The sequence below is a fragment of the Castellaniella sp. WN genome (assembly GCF_054457555.1).
This window is the reverse complement of record NZ_JBTKZC010000001.1, coordinates 1,432,938-1,448,970: the sequence shown is the minus strand read 5'-3', so window position 1 is coordinate 1,448,970 and position 16,033 is coordinate 1,432,938. Positions and strand designations below refer to the sequence as shown.

Below are 16,033 nucleotides of genomic sequence, written 5' to 3'. Positions count from 1 at the left end.
CCCAAGCCCGCCTTGATGCGAGAATTGGAAACCTTCTCCCTCATCGCCTCATAGCACCGCTCATCATGCCGACCTTCGATTTCAAGCAAGTGGACGTTTTCGCCAGCGAGCCCCTGAAAGGCAATCCGCTGGCGGTGGTAATCGCCGCCGACGGGCTGGCGGATGACCGGATGACCGCGTTCGCCCGCTGGACGAACCTGAGCGAGACGATCTTCCTGCTGCGACCGACGACGCCTCGGGCGGACTATCGCGTGCGCATCTTCACGCCGGGCGGCGAACTGCCGTTCGCCGGGCATCCCACGCTGGGCGCCTGCGCGGTCTGGCTGGCCGGCGGGGGCCGGCCGCATGGCGACACGATCGTCCAGGAATGCCCGGTGGGCCTGATCACGCTGCGCCGCGATGGTTCACGGGTGGCGTTCGCCGCACCGCCTCTGGCACGCTCCGGGCCTGTCGAGGTCGAATTGCTGCCGCGCATCGTCGCCGGGCTGGGCCTGGCCATCGGCGAGATCCGCGAGGCGCGGTGGGTGGACAACGGCCCGGGCTGGCTGGCGGTGCTGCTGGACACGCGCCGGCGGGTGCTGGATCTGCGCCCCGATGCGGCCATCCTCGGCGATCTCAAGGTAGGTGTGGTCGCCCCCTGGGATCCGGCCGTCGACGGCACGCAGGCACAGTTCGAGGTGCGGGCCTTCGTGCCCGGCCTCGGGATCCCGGAAGATCCGGTCACGGGCAGTCTGAACGCCGGCGTGGCGCAATGGCTGATCGGCGCCGGCCTCGCGCCCGAATCCTATGTGGCGTCCCAGGGGACGGCGCTGGGCCGGGCGGGCCGCGTGCATATCCGGAAATCCGGGCCAGATATCTGGGTGGGGGGCGAGGTCGTCACCTGTATCGAGGGAACGGTGACGTTGTAGCGGGGCGGGCCGGGCGGCGTGCTCGTCAGGTGTCCGTTCGAGCGGCGGCTATCGGAATATATATTACTTTATAGCGATTCCGGATGCTTCGACTTCAGCGGGCGAGCGGGAACCGCGTTGGCCGGGAGCGGGCTTGCGTGGGGACTCCGTTTCAGCCGGCCCGCCGCCGTGCCACCCATTCCTGATGTCCCCGCGCGCGCAGCAGGCAGGCGGGGCATTCGCCGCAGCCATAACCCCAGGCGTGCAGGGTGTCGCGGCGGTTCAGGTAGCAGGTGTGGGTGTCCGTGCGCACCAGCTCGACCAGCGCGTCGCCGCCCAGTTCCTGCGCGAGTGCCCAGGTGTCGGCCTTGTCCAGCCACATCAGCGGGGTTTCCAGCGTCAGGGGACGGTCGACACCCAGGCTCAGGGCCACTTGCAGCGCCTTGAGCGTGTTGTCGCGGCAGTCCGGGTAGCCGGAATAGTCCGTCTGCGACATGCCGCCCACCAGCACGTCCAGCCCGCGCCGGTAGGCCAGCGCGGCAGCCAGAGTGAAGAACAGCAGGTTGCGGCCGGGCACGAAGGTGTTGGGCAGGCCGTCGGCCTGCGTGGCGATCGCGATGTCTTCGGTCATGGCCGTGGCGCCCAGTTGCCCCAGCACGTCCACGTTCAGCAGGTGATCCTCGCCCAGGCGCGGGGCCCAGTCGGGCCGCAGTCCGGCCAGGCGGCGGCGCAGCGCGACGCGACAGTCCAGTTCGGCGCGGTGGCGCTGGCCGTAGTCGAAGCCGATGGTTTCGACGAGGTCGTGGCGCGTCAGCGCCCAGGCCAGGCAGGTGGTGGAGTCCTGTCCGCCGGAAAACAGGACCAGGGCGCGGCGGCGGGAGGGCTGAGATACGTTCATGGTGCCTCCTTGGCGCTGCGCGCTATCCACCTCGCGGCCTGCATGCCGCTCGGATTCGCCAGGCACAAGTCAGTCCGCAGGGACTGCCTTGTGTCCGGTCTCATCCCCCCAAGGGGGAATTCGCGCTTGGGGCGGCCCGGCGCGCTCATGCCGCGGCCGGCAGGGCTTCGCGCCGCCGCATGGCGCGGACGATCGCGTTCAGGGCGACGCCGTACATCGGCACGAACAGCAGCAGGCTGACGCTCAGTTTGATGGCATAGTCCACGGCGGCGATTTCTCCCCAGTGTGCGGCCATGAAGGGGTTGTCGCTGCGCCAGAAGGCGATGCCGAAGAAGGCCACCGTGTCCAGCGCCTGGCCGAGCACGGCGGAGGCCGCCGGCGCGACCCACCATTGCACGTAGCCGCGGCGCATGCGGTCGAACACGAGCACGTCCAGGAGTTGGCCCAGGACGTAGGCCGCGAAACTGGCGAAGGCGATGCGGAACACGAAGGTGTTGAATTCGCCCAGCGCGCCGAAGCCGCTGAAGCCGCCTTCGTGGAACAGCACCGACACGACGTAGGAAGCGACCAGCGCCGGGACCATGGCGCGCAGGATCACCCGGCGCGCGGAGGCCTTGCCGATCAGGCGCACGGTCAGGTCGGTGGCCAGGAAGATGAAGGGAAAGCTGAAGGCGCCCCAGGTGCTGTGAAAGCCGAACAGCTCGATGGGCAGCTGCACCAGGTAGTTGCTGGCGATGATGACCAGGATGTGGAACGCGACCAGCAGGGCGAGCCAGGACGATGCCCGCGATTGCGGAACGGATGCGGATTTCATGTGGACCTTTTTGATGGATGGGGTGAGGGAACCCATGGATGAAGGCAATGCAGGGGCGCATTATACGCCGGTCCGGCCCCGCCCGTCCGGCGGCCGGCGGGCGGGCGGGGCCCTGAAACAGGCCCTGATCGCGGGGTAAAATACTTGCCTGGGTTCCCCAAGTCCGCAAGGAGAAAGATTTGTCTTCCGTGACGCACCAGCCCGTCGACGCGCCGCTCACGCAGGCGGCCATGTACCTGGTCCTGACCATCAATCCCGGACCCGAGCCCCTCGACGCCGTGCGCGCGCTGTGCGCGGACCTGTCCGGGCTGCTGCGCTCGGTCGGATTCCGCGACCTCGACGGGCGCCTGTCCTGCATCATGGGCTTCGGCTCCGGCGCCTGGGACCGCCTGTTCTGTTCGCCCCGGCCGCGGGAATTGCACCCCTTCAAGGAAATCAGGGGCGTGCACCATGCGGTTTCCACGCCGGGCGACATCCTGCTGCATATCCGCGCCACGCGCATGGACCTGTGTTTCGAGCTGGCCACGCAGGTGACGGCACGGCTGGGCCGGGCGGCCACCGTCGTGGACGAGGTCCATGGCTTCCGGTATTTCGATGCCCGCGACCTGGTCGGCTTCGTGGACGGCACGGAGAATCCCGAAGGCCCCGACGCGGTCGCCGCCACGGTCATCGGCGGCGAGGACGGCGATTTCGCCGGCGGCAGCTACGTGATCGTGCAGAAGTACCTGCATGACCTGGCCGGCTGGAACGCGCTGCCGGTGGAAATGCAGGAACGGATCATCGGCCGCACCAAGCAGACCAACATCGAACTGGCCGACGACGTCAAGCCCAGTTGGGCGCACAACGCGCTGACCGTGATCGAAGAGGACGGCGAGGAGCTGGACATCGTGCGCGGCAATATGCCCTTCGGCGACGTGGGCAAGGGCGAATTCGGAACCTATTTCATCGGCTACGCCAAGTCTCCGAGCCGCATCGAGCGGATGCTGGAAAACATGTTCATCGGACGCCCGCCGGGCAACTACGACCGGTTGCTGGATTACAGCCGTGCCGTCACGGGCTCGCTGTTTTTCGTGCCCTCGGCTGGTTTTCTCGGAGACGCGCCCGCTTTCGGGGCGCCGCAAACTTCCGACGCATCCTCGCCGGGCGCCGGTGCGCCCGACGGCTCGCTCGGCATCGGCTCACTCAAAGGAGAATCTCAGCATGAATAACCTGCATCGTGAACTGGCGCCGATCTCGGATGCGGCGTGGGCCCAGATCGAGGACGAGGCCTCCCGGACGCTCAAGCGCTACCTTGCCGCGCGGCGCGTCGTGGACGTCGCCGATCCGCAAGGGGCCGCGCTTGCCGCCGTCGGCACCGGCCACCTCGAGGCCATCAAGGCGCCGGACGCCGGCGTCCTGGCCGGGCGGCACCAGGTCCAGTCCCTGGTGGAACTGCGCGTGCCGTTCGAACTGTCGCGCCAGACGCTCGACGAGGTCGAGCGTGGCTCCGACGATCCCGACCTGCAGCCGCTCAAGGATGCCGCGCGCAAGATCGCCTACGCGGAAGACCGGGCCGTGTTCGACGGCTATGCGGCGGCGGGCATCCAGGGCATCCGACCGGGCGCCGGCAACCCGGCGGCGAAGCTGCCGGCCGACATCAAGCGCTACCCCGCCGTCGTGGCGCAGGCCCTGAGCCAGCTGCGCCTGGCGGGCGTCAACGGTCCATACGTCCTGGTCCTGGGCGAGAAGGCCTACGCCGCCGTCAGCGGCGCCAGCGACGAAGGCTATCCGCTGCTCAAGCACATCCGGCCGATGCTGGACGGCGACATCGTCTGGGCCCCCGGCATCGAAGGCGGTGTGCTGCTCAGCACTCGCGGCGGGGACTTTTCCCTGCATCTCGGCCAGGACATCTCGATCGGCTACCAGTCGCACACGGACAGCGCCGTGCGCCTGTATCTGCAGGGAAGCTTCACCTTCCGGCTGCTGTCGCCCGAGGCCGCCGTGGCTCTGACGCCGCTGGCGAAATAAGGGCTTCCAGCCGGCGCGCCGGATACCCCGGCGCGGCCGGTTCGCCCCGGAAACAGGAGGCCGGCGGCCTCCCGCGCTGTGGTAATCTGATCTTCGTCGTGATGCGCTTGCGAGGCTGATCATGCAGGACCCGTACCAGGTACTCGGCGTGGCGCGAACCGCGTCGCTCGACGAGATCAAGAAGGCCTATCGCGGCCTGGCCAAGAGACTGCATCCGGATCTGAATCCGGGCGACAAGGCGGCCGAGGAAAAATTCAAGGACGTCTCCGTGGCCTACGGCCTGCTTGGCGACCCGGAAAAGCGCAGGCGCTTCGATGCGGGCGAGATCGACGCCAGCGGCGCGGAACAACCCAAGCGCCAGTTCTATCGCGACTTCGCCGCGGCCGATCACGGCCGCAACCCCTACACCAGCGACGCGGCCTACGCGGACTTCGCGGACGACGACATGTTCGCCGAGATCCTGCGCCGCGGCCGCGAGGCCCGCGCCAACCAGCGCGGCGAGGACCTGCGCTACGGCCTGTCCATCCGCTTCGTCGAATCCGTGACGGGGGCGGAAAAGCGGATCACGCTGCCCGATGGCGGTACGCTGGATGTCACGATTCCGCCCGGTATGCTCGATGGGCAGATGCTGCGCCTGAAGGGCAAGGGCGCGCCCGGATGGGGCACCGGCGGGCCGGGCGATGCGCTCATCCAGATCGAGGTGCTGCCCGATCCGCGCTTCAGGCTGGACGGCGCCAACGTCATCGTGGAATTGCCGGTCTCGCTGTCCGAGGCGGTCCTGGGCGGAGAGGCGCGGGTGCCGACCCCGACGGGCGACGTGATGCTGACGATTCCGGGGCACTCCAACAGCGGCACCACGCTGCGCCTGAAGGGCAAGGGCGCGCCGCGCCGCGAAGGGGGATTCGGCGACGAACTCGTCAAGCTGAGGATCGTGCTGCCGAAGTCGCCCGATCCCGAACTCGACGCGTTCGTGGCCCGGTGGGAAAAGGGCAAGGCCCACGATCCGCGCGGAGGTGAATCATCATGATCATGACCAAGCAGGAATTCCTAGTCAGCGCGAACCTACGGGAACAGACCCTGGAGTTCTGGCTGGAGCGGCGATGGCTCATTCCGGATGAAACCGCGCCCGAGGTCCGCTTTTCCGAATGCGATATCGCGCGGGCGGTCCTGATCCAGGATCTGCAGCGGGATTTCGGCGTCAACGACGCGGGCATCGAGCTCATCCTGCACCTGATGGACCAGCTCCATGGCACGCGGCAGGCGCTGAGCCTGTTGCGCGAGTCGCCGCGTTTCAAGTGACGCCGGCCGTCATAGGGCCCGGCCCCAGGTGCCTTGTTTCGTCGAGACATGAACCACCTCCCCGGACGGTTTACGCCTCGATAGAAGGAAAAGGGGAAGCGGGCCGGCGACTTTCTCCGGGTGTTATTCCACTTCCTCGATCCGCTCGACCTCGGACTTGTTGACCTTGACGTCGCGGCCGCCCTTCTCGTAGGTGACGAAGCCGTCGTCGGTATCGGTGACCGGCGCGTCGGCGGTGTAGTCGGTCCGGCCGTCGCGCGTGGTGACGGTCGAGGGCGTCGAGCACGCGGCCAGGACGCAACCGCCCGCGAAGATGGCGAGGAATGCAAGTATCGTCTTTGACATGAGCACCTCCTGAAAAACGGTCTCATGGGCACCTTATCAAGCTCTCCCCTGCGGCACTGTAAGCGGGTCCGACAGCGGGGAAGGGCGTGTGCCCGGCATGATCGGCCCCGCGCGTCCCTGTCGCGGGCCGGGCCGAGCGGGTTGCGGTCTAGGCCCAATACTGTTCAGATAATGACGGGAACAGGTTGATGGATCAGGTTCAGTGGAGTGCGTCGTCGGCGGATGTGGTAGTTACTCATCTTGCGCTTGACGCCGCGCGGATTGGATCGCCCGCGACTGCTGACGCAGCGGCCCTGGGCAATCTCAGCGAGCAGGTTGCGCAGCCAGTCAGCCAAGCGCTGAGGGGGGAATGGCCGCAGCTTGCGGCAACTTGCGCTTGATCACGCGCACGGCATGTATGAAGCTGAGCCGATCGGTGTCCAACCCGCGTGGCCAGGCGGCCTGGGTCATCAATTGGCGGATGGCAAAGTGCGCCAGCAGTAGCCCCCAGAACTCCTGCTGCACCAGGTCCGGAGTCTTGCTGCGCAGCACGGTGCTGTTGGCCTTCAGATGAGTCTTGAGCTCATCGAAGACGCCTTCGATCTCCCAGCGCTCATGGTAGAGAGCCGCCAGTTCCAGGGCAGGCGCCTGCTCGGGATCGAGCAGGTTGGTGACCAGCCGGTAGCTGTGCTCGGTCGGTGTGGCGGCTGCCTGCAAGGTGTAGTCGATGACACGCACGCGCTGGCCGTTGCGGCGTTGCCGGTCCCCGCTCTCGAAGATCGTGCTCAGGTAGGAGCCATCATCGAGCCTCTGCTCGACGGGCAGAGGCCGTCCGGTCTTGGCACGCCACAATAACTTGGCTTGACTGGCGCACGCGCTGCGCCACAGCGGGAAGCCGAAGAAATTGCGGTCGGCCAGCACCAGCATGTCCGGCTTGAGTGCCTGGGGCAGCATCTGTGCCGCCATGGCCTGCTCGCTGCTCGCGCAGGGCGCCAGTTCGGCCGCCACCACCGCATGCGTGCCACACTCCACCAGCCCAAGCACTCGCGTCTGCGGGAACGCGCTTTGCCCGCGTCCGCTGGCCGGATAGCCGAAATGCAGAGCGTTGGCCTGCTCGTCGGCAACATCCAGGCAACTGCCGTCCAAGGCCATTACCCGTAGTCCTCGGTACCAGCATCCAGGCGCATCGTTCCCCGCCAAGGGTCGTAAGACCCGTCTGGCCAGTTCGCGCATCACCTGCGGGCCCAGGCGGCTGCGCGCCTGCGAAATGGCTGACTTGCTCGCCTGCACCGCCTGGGCTCGCCCGTCCCCAAGCCACTGCAGGCCCTCGCACACCACCCGCAGCACTTCCTCCAGCGGCGCTTCACGCCATAAGGCCAGCGCCATCACGTAGTACACCACCGCCGGGGCCGGCAACTGCCGTTCGCGCTGGCTCGCTCGCCCCGTCGCGCTCAACACTTCCTCGATCAACGACCTCGGACACACGCTGGCCAGCACTCCCGCGCTGATCAGATGCGCCACGTCTACCTTGGCCGCAAGGACCTTGCGCGTTCGGGACATCCGCTCTACCTCACCTTGGGGTGATAAAGATAGAGATTATCCCTCAAAAAATACTATCTGAACAGTATTGGGTCTAGGCCGCGGCTGTAGGCGCTGCTGACAAAATCACACGGAAGCGGCTACGCTTGCAGGCGTCATGTAACGGAGGTTCGGACATGTGTCCGGACGAGGCATCATGGACGACAAGGGCACTCCCCGGTACTTCTTCACCGACAGCGCTGCGGCTCTCTGGATCGACTCCGGACATGCCGAAGGCGTCCGGGTCAAGAACCTGGGCAAAGCGGATGGCCGGGGCCGCGGTTTCTACAACGCTCGGACCGCGCGGCGGCAAACGCCCGGGAACCCCTGGCCGCGCGCCGCATTCCTGCGTACACTCCCCGGCATGCTGCGCATCGACAATCTCACCAAGCGCTACGGCGACCATCTCGTCTTCCAGGGGCTGAACCGGACGTTCAGCCCCGGATGCGTGGCGCTGTGCGAAGAAGAAAGCACCGGCAAGACCAGCCTGCTGAGCCTCATCGCGGGCGTGATCGCGCCGGACGCGGGCGACGTCTGGATCGACGGGCATTCGATGGTTCGTGAACCCTTGCGGGCCAAGGCCCGCCTGGCCTGCGTGCCCGACGACTGTCTGGCGTTTCCTTCCCTGACGGGACGGGGGTTGCTCGAACAGATCGCCGTGGAGAAGCATGTGGTCCTCGACGAGGATGTGCTCGACCTGGCCTGCCGGCTGGGGCTGGAACCGCATCTGGACAAACGCTTCGAGCAGATGTCGACGGGCACGCGCCGCAAGGTCTTCCTGACCGCCGCCGCCCTGGGCGATCCGGCCGTCGTCGTCGCGGACGGCCCGAGCAACGGGCTGGACGCCCAGGCCCGTGCCGTGCTGGCCGAGCAGTTCAGGGCCTGGGCCCGGGACCGCGTCGTGCTGTTCGCCAGCCATGACGCCGAACTGGTGCGGGCGTGCGGGGCGAGGGTGGCCGACGTGGCGGCGCTGTGTCAGTCGGTGCCCCGCAGCCACTCCAGATAGGCCGAACGGGTTGCGTCGGACACCGCGTCCAGCGCTTGCCGGTGCCTCACCTGATGCCGCAGCGCCAGGCGCGCATCGGCCACGGACCGCGACTTGCAATACCAGTGGCAGCTGTGCTGCAGCAGATAGAGTTCCGCCGACAGGTGGTAGGCGCGGTCTTTCGGATTCCAGTGGCTTTCGTTGTCCACGACGTGGCGCAGGCCGGTCGCGTGGATCCGCAGCAGCGCGCGGAAGTCCCGCGTCGGCACGGGCGGGAAACGCTCGGCGTAGGGCACGCAGAATGGCAGCATGTTCATGCGGGTAGCCTGCGCGCTTTCCCGTCGCATGGCGTCGGCCAGCGATTGCGCCTGCGCCGCCACCGTGCGTTCGACCTGGGCGAAGCTCTCCAGCACCTGAATCTGGCGCGCTTCGGACGCCTCGTGGATGGCGCGGGTGTAGCCCTGCGTCAGGGTCTCCATGCCGCGCTTGAGCTGCAAGCCGGCCAGGTGGCGCCCGAGCAGGGCGATGCGCGTGCGCTGATAGCGCATGCGCAGGATCAGCCATGCCGCGATGGCGATCAATAAGGAAGATGCGATGTCCATACCGGGCATTCTATGTGAGGAATGCCCGCCCAGGTCCGCGGCTTGCTTCCCTGGGCGCGGTGTTCAATCCGGCAGAGCGTAGGCCACCAGATAGTCTCCCATCCGGGTGCCGAACGAGCCGTGGCCACCGGCCATGATCACCACGTACTGCTTGCCGCCGGCCGCATAGGTCATCGGCGTGGCCTGCCCGCCGGCGGGCAGGCGCGCCTCCCATAGCAGACTGCCGTCGCTCACGTCGAACGCGCGCAGATAGTCGTCCTGGGTGGCGGCCACGAACATCACGTTGCCGGCGGTCGAGATGGGACCGCCCAGGCCCGGCACGCCGATCTTCAGCGGCGGCAGCTGGAACAGCTGGGGCAGACTGTCGCGGATGGTGCCGATGCGTTTCTTCCACACCACCTGGTTGCTCTGCAGGTCCACCCCGGCCACATAGCCCCAGGCCGGCGCCTTGCACGGCAGGCCCAGCGGCGACAGGAATGGATTGATCTCCACGCCGTACGGCGTGCCGTACATCGGCTGCACGCCGCTTTCCGTGCCGGCGCCTTTCACGCCGATGGCGCGGTCCGGATCTTCGGGGATGAGCCGGGAAACGAACGGCAGGCCGATCGGATTCGCCAGCGCCACCTGGCGATCCTGATTCACCGACATGCCGCCCCATTCGAACACGCCCAGGTTGCCCGGGAACACCAGCGTGCCGTTCTCGGACGGCGGCGTGTAGATGCCGTCGTAGTTGAGGCGCTTGAACATCACGCGGCACATCAGCTGGTCCAGCATCGTGGCGCCCCACATGTCCTTGTCGGTGAGCCTGTCCCGGGGAGCCAGGTCCAGCGCCGAGAACGGCTGGGTCGGCGCGTAGTGCTCGCCCCGGGCCTGCGGGCCGCGCGCTACGCTTTGCGGCACGGCTTTTTCCGTCACCGGCACGATGGGCCGGCCGTCGCGGCGGTCCAGCACGAACACGTTGCCGGTCTTGGTGAGCACGTAGATGGCCGGCACGGTCCGGCCGTCGCCCGTCGTCACGTCCATCAGCGAGGGCTGTGCCGGCACGTCCATGTCCCACAGATCGTGGTGCGTGGTCTGGAAGTGCCAGACCAGGCGGCCGGTCGAGGCATCCAGCGCCAGGATGGAATTGGCGTAGCGCTCTTTCAGGGGGTCGCGGTCGCCGCCCCATATGTCGGGCGTGCCCACGCCGGTGGGCACGTAGACCACGTCGGTCTGGGCGTCGTAGGCCAGCGGCGCCCAGGCATTGGGCGAATTGTGCACGAACTGCGTCTGCTCGCCCGGCATGGCGTTGGGGTCTTCCGCGCCGGTGTCGAAGACCCATTTCAGCGCGCCCGAGCGCACATCGTAGCCGCGGATCACGCCGGACGGCTCTTTATTGGAGAAGTTGTCCGTCACCGAGCCGCCGATGACGATGGTCGATGCGGTGACCACCGGCGGCGACGTCGGGTTGTAGCCGCCCGGATAGGCGTGGGGCATGCTTTGCTGCAGGTCGATCTCGCCGTCCTTGCCGAAATCGCCGCACTTCCGGCCATCGTCGGCGTTCACCGCGATCAGGCGCCCGTCGTTGGTGGGCAGCAGCACCTTGCGCGGGCAGAGACCCGGGGCCGGGTCGCCGGCCTTGGCCCGGCTGGCCGGAAACCGTTCGGCATTGCCCGCGTCGTGATAGGCCACGCCGCGGCAGGTCAGGTGCTGGAAGGTCTTGTCGGCCTTCAGCCGCGGATCGTAGCGCCACAGGCGCCGGCCGGTGGCGGCGTCGAGCGCGTCCAGGAACTGGTGCGGCGTGCACAGGAATAGCTTGTCGCCGACCTTGATCGGTGTGACCTCGTTGGTGGTCTCACCCGAATCGTTCCCGGTGCGGAAGTCGCCGGTGCGGTAGGTCCAGGCCACGCGCAGGTCCTTGACGTTGCCGTCGTCGATCTGCGCCAGCGGCGAATAGCGCGCGCCGCCTTGCGTGCGCCCATAGGCGGGCCAGTCCTCGTCCGCCACGCCGGGCACAGGCCGCGCCTGGGCCGGCTGGGCGCGCGCGAGCGTGCCGTCGATTTCCTGCGGATCGTTGAGCAAACCGTAGCCCAGCACCGCCAGCATGCCCAGCATCGCCACCCCCACGGCGGTTTTTGCGGGACGCGGAGCGGCGAAGCCGCGCGTGGCCGGCGGCAGCAGCAGCCACAGGCCCAGCAGGAACAGCAGGTCGTAGCGTGGCGCCAGCGCCCAGAAATCGGGGCCGGTTTCCCACAGGCCCCAGACCAGGGTGGCCGCCAGGATCAGCGCATACAGCCATAATCCCGCCGTCCGCTGCCGCCTCAGCAGCCAGGCGTTCGACAGCAGCGCCACGCCCAGCACGGCGTAGTACCACGAGCCCCCCAGCATCGCCAGCCAGATGCCGCCGAGCAGCGAGTAGAGTGCGATCAGGAGCAGCACCACCCGGCCGATGGTCTGGGTCATGGTCCTGTGCGGACTGTTCTTGTTCATGGGCGTCATCCTTGCGCGTGAAAGCATGGCAACGGTTCCATGATAGCGGCGCCCTTTGCCTTTTGTCAGTGTGGGGATGGGGATATGCCGGGTCGGTGTCGTCGGATACGACGCGTCCAGGCTCGGCGGCCTGTCCTGGATGTCACAGCAGGGGCTCGATGGGCAGCAGGGACAGGGCGCCGACGTACCAACGCTTCCAGAAGGAGGTGGACGGTTCGGTGGTCAAGCGCCTGGTTCCGTCCGGGCCCTGTGCCAGCCAGGCGATGCGGTCCCGGCCATCCAGTTCGAGCCGATAGGCCCGGTCCGGGATCTTGTGGTCGAACGTGTCCGACATGGCCTGTGCCATCGCTTCACTGTCGATGACGAACCCGAGTTCCGTATTCAGCAGGGCGGAGCGGGGATCGAAATTGAAGGAGCCCACGAAAACCCGCTTGCCGTCCACGGCGAACGTCTTGGCATGCAGGCTCGATCCGGAACTGCCGAACGGCCCCGCTTTTTCCTTGGGCCTGTCGGGATCGGCCTCGCGCCGCATCTCGAACAGCGTGACGCCCAGTTTCAGGAGCGGCCGGCGATATTTCGCGTATCCCGCGTGCACGGCGGCCACATCCGTGGCCTCCAGGGCATTCGTCAGGATGCGCAGGCGAACGCCTTGTTCCGCCAAGGCGCGGAACGCCTCCACTCCTTGTCGTGTCGGGATGAAATACGGGGAAATCAGATCCACCGAATGCACGGGCTTGCCCAGAATATCCATCAGCCGCGCCGCCAGCAGGGTTTCAGGCCGAGCCTGGCCCAGCACCTTGCCCGGGTCGTCGCTGACCATGCGGACGGGCCCCCAATGCAACGCCAGCGTGCCCGCCATCAGGTCTTCGATGAAGGCCGAGCGTTTTGCGGCCTCGACGTAGGCATGAGCCTTGGGCATCCGCGTGTCGAGGACTTCGTTCCGCAGCGGCGATCGGGCTTTGCGCTTGTCGGGCGCCGATACCAGTCGTTCCAGCGGATAGGCCGGCGCGCTGTTCCAGTAGCGGTCGAAGTCCCGCGAGACCTCGTCGACGACGCGGCCGGCCGCCAGGACGTCGAGGTCGGTGAAGGCGACATCCTGGGTGGCGCCGAAGTATTCATCGCCGATGTTGCGTCCGCCGACGATCGTCACCAGGCCATCGACGGTCAGCGACTTGTTGTGCATGCGCCGGTTCAGCCGGCTGAAATCCGTCAGGAAACCCAGTTGCTTGAAGGCGCGGAACGGGAACGGGTTGAACAGGCGGACCTCGGCGTTCGGTTCCGCATTCAGCAGCGCCAGCTTGCCGTCGAGTCCGGTGGTGCCGTTGTCGTCGACCAGCAGTCTGATGCGCACATGGCGCCGCGCGGCCTCGTGTAATGCCTGGAGCAGCAGGTTGCCGGTGATGTCGTCCCGCCAGATGTAGTACTGGATGTCGATCGTGCGCTGGGCGGTCGAGATCAGGCGCATGCGCGCCGCGAAGGCATCCAGCGAATCGGCCAGCGGCACGACGCCCGACAGGCCCGGATGTACGTCCAGCAGCGGCGCCAGGCTTTGCCCCAATCGCGTCTGCGCGCTTTCTTGCGGCGTGAGGGTGTGCGTCACGCTTTTTCCTTCCTGAGAGGGCAGGCTGCACGCAGACAGGAGCCCAATGGTGGCGATCAGGATCCCATGTTTCAGCATTGCATGTCCTTGTACCCGATGGAACAGGATTTTATACGGCGGGGCGGCCGGCGGCCTGGCCTGTCTTGGGCAGCGGAGGACGGCAGTGCTCCACCAAAGCCTCTTTGAGCGCATCGGACAGTTTTTTTGCGCTGGGTGTTGGAAAGGCCCACGAGATCGGGTACATCGGTCGCCAGACTCCGGTAGTCAATAGTGACATCGATGTTCTCGGAAAAACGTTCGATGGCCTGATAGACCTTGGACAGCGACGTGCCGCCCTTGAACGCCATCGGCTTGCGAATCGGCAGCGCGAACAAGACTCCCAGCACCTGGCACAGCCAGATGTCTTTTTCCAGGATCTCAGCACGACGACCCAGCACCGGTGCCAGGCCATGCAACAACTCGGCCTGTTCGGTCAGGGACAAATCGAAGTAGTGCGCCATGGATTCAGGCATGGGCCGGTTCGCTTCGCTCGTAGCGGGTCAGGGCTTCCACCATCCAGGCCGGCATCGATGCCTTGGCTCCACTCAGCGCCGCGAACTCGCCCGCCGGCAGCTTCTTCGCGATCTGTTTGAACGTGTGTGGCGTGACCTGGCTTCGCCCCAGGTACCAGAGGGCCGACAGCGCTTGGCCTGCAGGCCGGCCCGCCAGCGCCAGTTTGCGCGGTGCCACATGCTGCAGCCGGACGATCAGCTTCCCCAGCCGGATCTGGTGCGAGGAGCCCGTGGTCTGAAAAACTGCCTGTGCCGGCATCTGCGTGGACAGCCCCAGGCGCCGTGCGGCTTCTGCCCCGTGAACCTCGATCGTCGCCCCTTCCGCCTCGGCCACGGTCCGCGCCACCAGTTCGGGCGCGGGCATCGCCTTGATGCCGAACCGCCCGGCCTTGGGCACGAGATACAGGCCATGGCCGATGCGCTCGACGCTGCCCGCCTTCGCCAGCCGCATCAAGGCCTGATCGATGGCCGCGCGCGAACCCAGCCCCGCGAACAATGCGGGGGTGAAGGGCTCGCCCGCGGGTTGCGAGGCGATGCGTTCACGGATGGCTTGGGACGTGCTCATGGCTGAATTGATCTTGATTGTTAGATATTTTAATGAAAAATCTAACATCTGTCACCCACCTCGTTCAGAGGCAATACGGGCACCTGGTTCTTGCCGAGTTCTCCAGCAGGGCCGCGCGATCACAGCCGGCAGATCCCCGATCTGCAAGAAGGGGTTGTGAGCAACCGGCGGTTTGGGAATGGCAGCCACGACCAGATCCCGTGCCGGGTTCTTGTCCAACCCGGGAACCTTGACCATGGCAAACTGGAAGAGCTGCCGAAGCCATGAGCGGCATTTTTCGGCGGTAGTGAGTGCCTCGCGTTCCTCGATCCTGGACAGCACCTGCAGCAGGTCAGTCTGCGTGATCTCATAGATCGACCGTGTCGCAAGGGTAGGCAAGATGTCCTTGCGGAAGATCCGCTGAATCTGCTCGAGCGTGCTTTGGCGCCCCGGTTGCAGGACGAGGCTGCGGTGCGCGAGCCATTGATCGAAGACGCTCTGGAATAACCGATCTGCAGCCAAGCGCTTGACCAGAACCTCCTGCTGCCGGCGCTTGAGCGGGTTGATTCCTTGTGCAACCAAGGTCCGGCCGGCTTCGCATCGACCGCGCGCCTCTTTCAGGCTGATCTCCGGGTACTTGTCCAGCGCGATGCGTTTTTGTTTACCTGACCAGTAGTAGCGGAAATGCCAGCTCTTGCCGCCACCCGGCTTAATACATAAGCCTAGTCCGCGACCATCGGTGAGGGTGTAGATCTTGTCCTTGGGCCGGGCTTGCCGGACTGCGATGTCCGTGAGTGGCATGGCATTCCTCCTCTCGGGACGAAAGCTCGGTTCTTGGCCCGGTGGCCAGCGCGGCCTCTGTAAGTACCACCCCGATGCGAGGCGGACGATGGCCTCAAAACGTGCCTTAAAAAGGCTGGCTGCAGATGGACGTCACTGGAGCTCAGTGGACGGTCCAGAAACGAAAAAAGGAGCCGAAGCTCCTTTTCTCTGCACTCCATGGATCTTTGTGGATGTCCATGGACGAAAATCTTGGAGCGGGAAACGGGCTCCAGGATGAAGCCATAACTCATTGATTGAAAACAAATCAACTTCATCCAGAATGACTGGATGGACTAGATTGTGGACTAGCTTTTTCGCAACGTCAACGTCGGCTGTCCACCGGCATCCAGTGGCTTCCGCTGGCATCCATGATGTATCCCGCCAAGCCGCATCAGTCATCATTGCTGAGGCAGATGTCTTGCATGCTGTCCGATGATTCATCGTTGATCCAAGCATAGGCGATGATCTTTGCCTTCGAGTCTTGCCGGAAGAATAGCCGGAACCGCCTTTCAGTTGTTTACCGCCGTTAGCGGCGGTGGGCCTATCTTGGCCGTGGTTTTCAACCTGGCCGGTTATGATTGGATTTTGTCGTGAAATTCCACTATGGGGTGAATTTTAGAGAAAAATCTATCAATTCCAGTGGCGGTTGATTA

17 protein-coding genes and 1 pseudogene are annotated in these 16,033 nt (G+C 66.0%); 6 read left to right on the top strand and 12 right to left on the bottom strand.

Features of this window, described 5'->3' with window-relative positions; genetic code table 11:
- Positions 1 to 65: 65 nt before the first annotated feature.
- Positions 66 to 908, top strand: a complete 843-nt coding sequence (locus ACTPOE_RS06745) for a PhzF family phenazine biosynthesis protein (protein WP_458871435.1) — start codon at positions 66 to 68, stop codon at positions 906 to 908.
- 151 nt (positions 909 to 1,059) lie between these two features.
- On the opposite strand, the gene queC is transcribed toward ACTPOE_RS06745, so the two are convergent.
- Both queC and ACTPOE_RS06735 read right to left on the bottom strand, forming a co-directional pair.
- Positions 1,060 to 1,785: a 7-cyano-7-deazaguanine synthase QueC gene (queC, locus tag ACTPOE_RS06740; RefSeq protein ID WP_458871433.1), complete on the bottom strand. Its 726-nt coding sequence runs from the start codon at positions 1,783 to 1,785 to the stop codon at positions 1,060 to 1,062.
- Between the two features lie 145 nt (positions 1,786 to 1,930).
- Positions 1,931 to 2,599, bottom strand: a complete 669-nt coding sequence (locus ACTPOE_RS06735; protein ID WP_458871431.1) for a 7-cyano-7-deazaguanine/7-aminomethyl-7-deazaguanine transporter — start codon at positions 2,597 to 2,599, stop codon at positions 1,931 to 1,933.
- A gap of 188 nt (positions 2,600 to 2,787) precedes the next feature.
- Between ACTPOE_RS06735 and ACTPOE_RS06730 the strand changes: the two genes are divergently transcribed.
- The 4 genes from ACTPOE_RS06730 to ACTPOE_RS06715 all read left to right on the top strand — a co-directional run bounded on the left by ACTPOE_RS06730 (position 2,788) and on the right by ACTPOE_RS06715 (position 5,905).
- Positions 2,788 to 3,807 (top strand): Dyp-type peroxidase, encoded by a 1,020-nt coding sequence (locus ACTPOE_RS06730; RefSeq protein WP_458871430.1) that lies wholly within the window; start codon positions 2,788 to 2,790, stop codon positions 3,805 to 3,807.
- On the top strand, positions 3,800 to 4,606 hold the full coding sequence (locus ACTPOE_RS06725; RefSeq protein WP_458871428.1) for a family 1 encapsulin nanocompartment shell protein: 807 nt from the start codon (positions 3,800 to 3,802) through the stop codon (positions 4,604 to 4,606). Before ACTPOE_RS06730 ends, ACTPOE_RS06725 begins: the two co-directional genes overlap by 8 nt.
- A gap of 121 nt (positions 4,607 to 4,727) precedes the next feature.
- Complete coding sequence (locus tag ACTPOE_RS06720) at positions 4,728 to 5,633, top strand: DnaJ C-terminal domain-containing protein (RefSeq protein WP_458871427.1); 906 nt, start codon at positions 4,728 to 4,730, stop codon at positions 5,631 to 5,633.
- The gene (locus tag ACTPOE_RS06715; protein ID WP_458871425.1) at positions 5,630 to 5,905 is read left to right on the top strand and encodes a chaperone modulator CbpM; all 276 of its coding nucleotides are present in this window, start codon (positions 5,630 to 5,632) and stop codon (positions 5,903 to 5,905) included. Before ACTPOE_RS06720 ends, ACTPOE_RS06715 begins: the two co-directional genes overlap by 4 nt.
- Before the next feature lie 123 nt (positions 5,906 to 6,028).
- Here ACTPOE_RS06715 and ACTPOE_RS06710 read toward each other — a convergent pair whose 3' ends face one another.
- The 3 genes from ACTPOE_RS06710 to ACTPOE_RS06700 all read right to left on the bottom strand — a co-directional run bounded on the left by ACTPOE_RS06710 (position 6,029) and on the right by ACTPOE_RS06700 (position 7,789).
- On the bottom strand, positions 6,029 to 6,250 hold the full coding sequence (locus ACTPOE_RS06710; protein WP_458871424.1) for a YgdI/YgdR family lipoprotein: 222 nt from the start codon (positions 6,248 to 6,250) through the stop codon (positions 6,029 to 6,031).
- 164 nt (positions 6,251 to 6,414) lie between these two features.
- Complete coding sequence (locus tag ACTPOE_RS06705) at positions 6,415 to 6,585, bottom strand: hypothetical protein (RefSeq protein WP_458871423.1); 171 nt, start codon at positions 6,583 to 6,585, stop codon at positions 6,415 to 6,417.
- Positions 6,578 to 7,789 carry an IS4 family transposase gene (locus tag ACTPOE_RS06700; protein ID WP_458870980.1) on the bottom strand — a complete coding sequence of 404 codons (1,212 nt, stop codon included), beginning with the start codon at positions 7,787 to 7,789 and terminating at the stop codon, positions 6,578 to 6,580. Before ACTPOE_RS06700 ends, ACTPOE_RS06705 begins: the two co-directional genes overlap by 8 nt.
- 382 nt (positions 7,790 to 8,171) lie before the next feature.
- On the opposite strand from ACTPOE_RS06700, the gene ACTPOE_RS06695 reads away from it, so the two are divergent.
- Entirely contained in the window at positions 8,172 to 8,813 is a 642-nt protein-coding gene (locus tag ACTPOE_RS06695; protein ID WP_458872772.1) for an ABC transporter ATP-binding protein, read from the top strand.
- Here ACTPOE_RS06695 and ACTPOE_RS06690 read toward each other — a convergent pair.
- The 7 genes and pseudogenes from ACTPOE_RS06690 to ACTPOE_RS06660 all read right to left on the bottom strand — a co-directional run.
- On the bottom strand, positions 8,783 to 9,394 hold the full coding sequence (locus ACTPOE_RS06690; RefSeq protein WP_458871422.1) for a hypothetical protein: 612 nt from the start codon (positions 9,392 to 9,394) through the stop codon (positions 8,783 to 8,785). The genes ACTPOE_RS06695 and ACTPOE_RS06690 overlap by 31 nt on opposite strands.
- 63 nt (positions 9,395 to 9,457) lie before the next feature.
- On the bottom strand, positions 9,458 to 11,863 hold the full coding sequence (locus ACTPOE_RS06685; RefSeq protein WP_458871421.1) for a glucose/quinate/shikimate family membrane-bound PQQ-dependent dehydrogenase: 2,406 nt from the start codon (positions 11,861 to 11,863) through the stop codon (positions 9,458 to 9,460).
- 142 nt (positions 11,864 to 12,005) lie between these two features.
- Positions 12,006 to 13,463, bottom strand: a complete 1,458-nt coding sequence (locus tag ACTPOE_RS06680; RefSeq protein WP_458871420.1) for a phospholipase D-like domain-containing protein — start codon at positions 13,461 to 13,463, stop codon at positions 12,006 to 12,008.
- A 71-nt stretch (positions 13,464 to 13,534) separates the two neighbouring features.
- Positions 13,535 to 13,975 (bottom strand): nucleotidyl transferase AbiEii/AbiGii toxin family protein, encoded by a 441-nt coding sequence (locus ACTPOE_RS06675; RefSeq protein ID WP_458871419.1) that lies wholly within the window; start codon positions 13,973 to 13,975, stop codon positions 13,535 to 13,537.
- On the bottom strand, positions 13,968 to 14,579 hold the full coding sequence (locus ACTPOE_RS06670; RefSeq protein ID WP_458871418.1) for a DUF6088 family protein: 612 nt from the start codon (positions 14,577 to 14,579) through the stop codon (positions 13,968 to 13,970). Before ACTPOE_RS06670 ends, ACTPOE_RS06675 begins: the two co-directional genes overlap by 8 nt.
- A gap of 51 nt (positions 14,580 to 14,630) precedes the next feature.
- On the bottom strand, positions 14,631 to 15,359 hold the full coding sequence (locus ACTPOE_RS06665; RefSeq protein WP_458871417.1) for a tyrosine-type recombinase/integrase: 729 nt from the start codon (positions 15,357 to 15,359) through the stop codon (positions 14,631 to 14,633).
- Positions 15,360 to 15,771: 412 nt separating this feature from the next.
- A pseudogene (locus tag ACTPOE_RS06660) lies at positions 15,772 to 15,879 on the bottom strand (hypothetical protein); the annotation flags it as partial.
- Between the last annotated feature and the right edge of the window lie 154 nt (positions 15,880 to 16,033).

Excerpts from the sequence above, each read along its gene's own strand:
- ACTPOE_RS06685 (WP_458871421.1), bottom strand. The coding sequence starts at position 11,863 with ATGAACAAGAACAGTCCGCACAGGACCATGACCCAGACCATCGGCCGG.
- ACTPOE_RS06690 (WP_458871422.1), bottom strand. The coding sequence starts at position 9,394 with ATGGACATCGCATCTTCCTTATTGATCGCCATCGCGGCATGGCTGATC.
- ACTPOE_RS06725 (WP_458871428.1), top strand. The coding sequence starts at position 3,800 with ATGAATAACCTGCATCGTGAACTGGCGCCGATCTCGGATGCGGCGTGG.
- ACTPOE_RS06700 (WP_458870980.1), bottom strand. The coding sequence starts at position 7,789 with ATGTCCCGAACGCGCAAGGTCCTTGCGGCCAAGGTAGACGTGGCGCAT.
- ACTPOE_RS06745 (WP_458871435.1), top strand. The coding sequence starts at position 66 with ATGCCGACCTTCGATTTCAAGCAAGTGGACGTTTTCGCCAGCGAGCCC.
- ACTPOE_RS06670 (WP_458871418.1), bottom strand. The coding sequence starts at position 14,579 with ATGAGCACGTCCCAAGCCATCCGTGAACGCATCGCCTCGCAACCCGCG.
- ACTPOE_RS06720 (WP_458871427.1), top strand. The coding sequence starts at position 4,728 with ATGCAGGACCCGTACCAGGTACTCGGCGTGGCGCGAACCGCGTCGCTC.
- ACTPOE_RS06695 (WP_458872772.1), top strand. The coding sequence starts at position 8,172 with ATGCTGCGCATCGACAATCTCACCAAGCGCTACGGCGACCATCTCGTC.
- ACTPOE_RS06665 (WP_458871417.1), bottom strand. The coding sequence starts at position 15,359 with ATGCCACTCACGGACATCGCAGTCCGGCAAGCCCGGCCCAAGGACAAG.
- ACTPOE_RS06675 (WP_458871419.1), bottom strand. The coding sequence starts at position 13,975 with ATGCCTGAATCCATGGCGCACTACTTCGATTTGTCCCTGACCGAACAG.
- ACTPOE_RS06715 (WP_458871425.1), top strand. The coding sequence starts at position 5,630 with ATGATCATGACCAAGCAGGAATTCCTAGTCAGCGCGAACCTACGGGAA.
- ACTPOE_RS06735 (WP_458871431.1), bottom strand. The coding sequence starts at position 2,599 with ATGAAATCCGCATCCGTTCCGCAATCGCGGGCATCGTCCTGGCTCGCC.
- ACTPOE_RS06710 (WP_458871424.1), bottom strand. The coding sequence starts at position 6,250 with ATGTCAAAGACGATACTTGCATTCCTCGCCATCTTCGCGGGCGGTTGC.
- queC (WP_458871433.1), bottom strand. The coding sequence starts at position 1,785 with ATGAACGTATCTCAGCCCTCCCGCCGCCGCGCCCTGGTCCTGTTTTCC.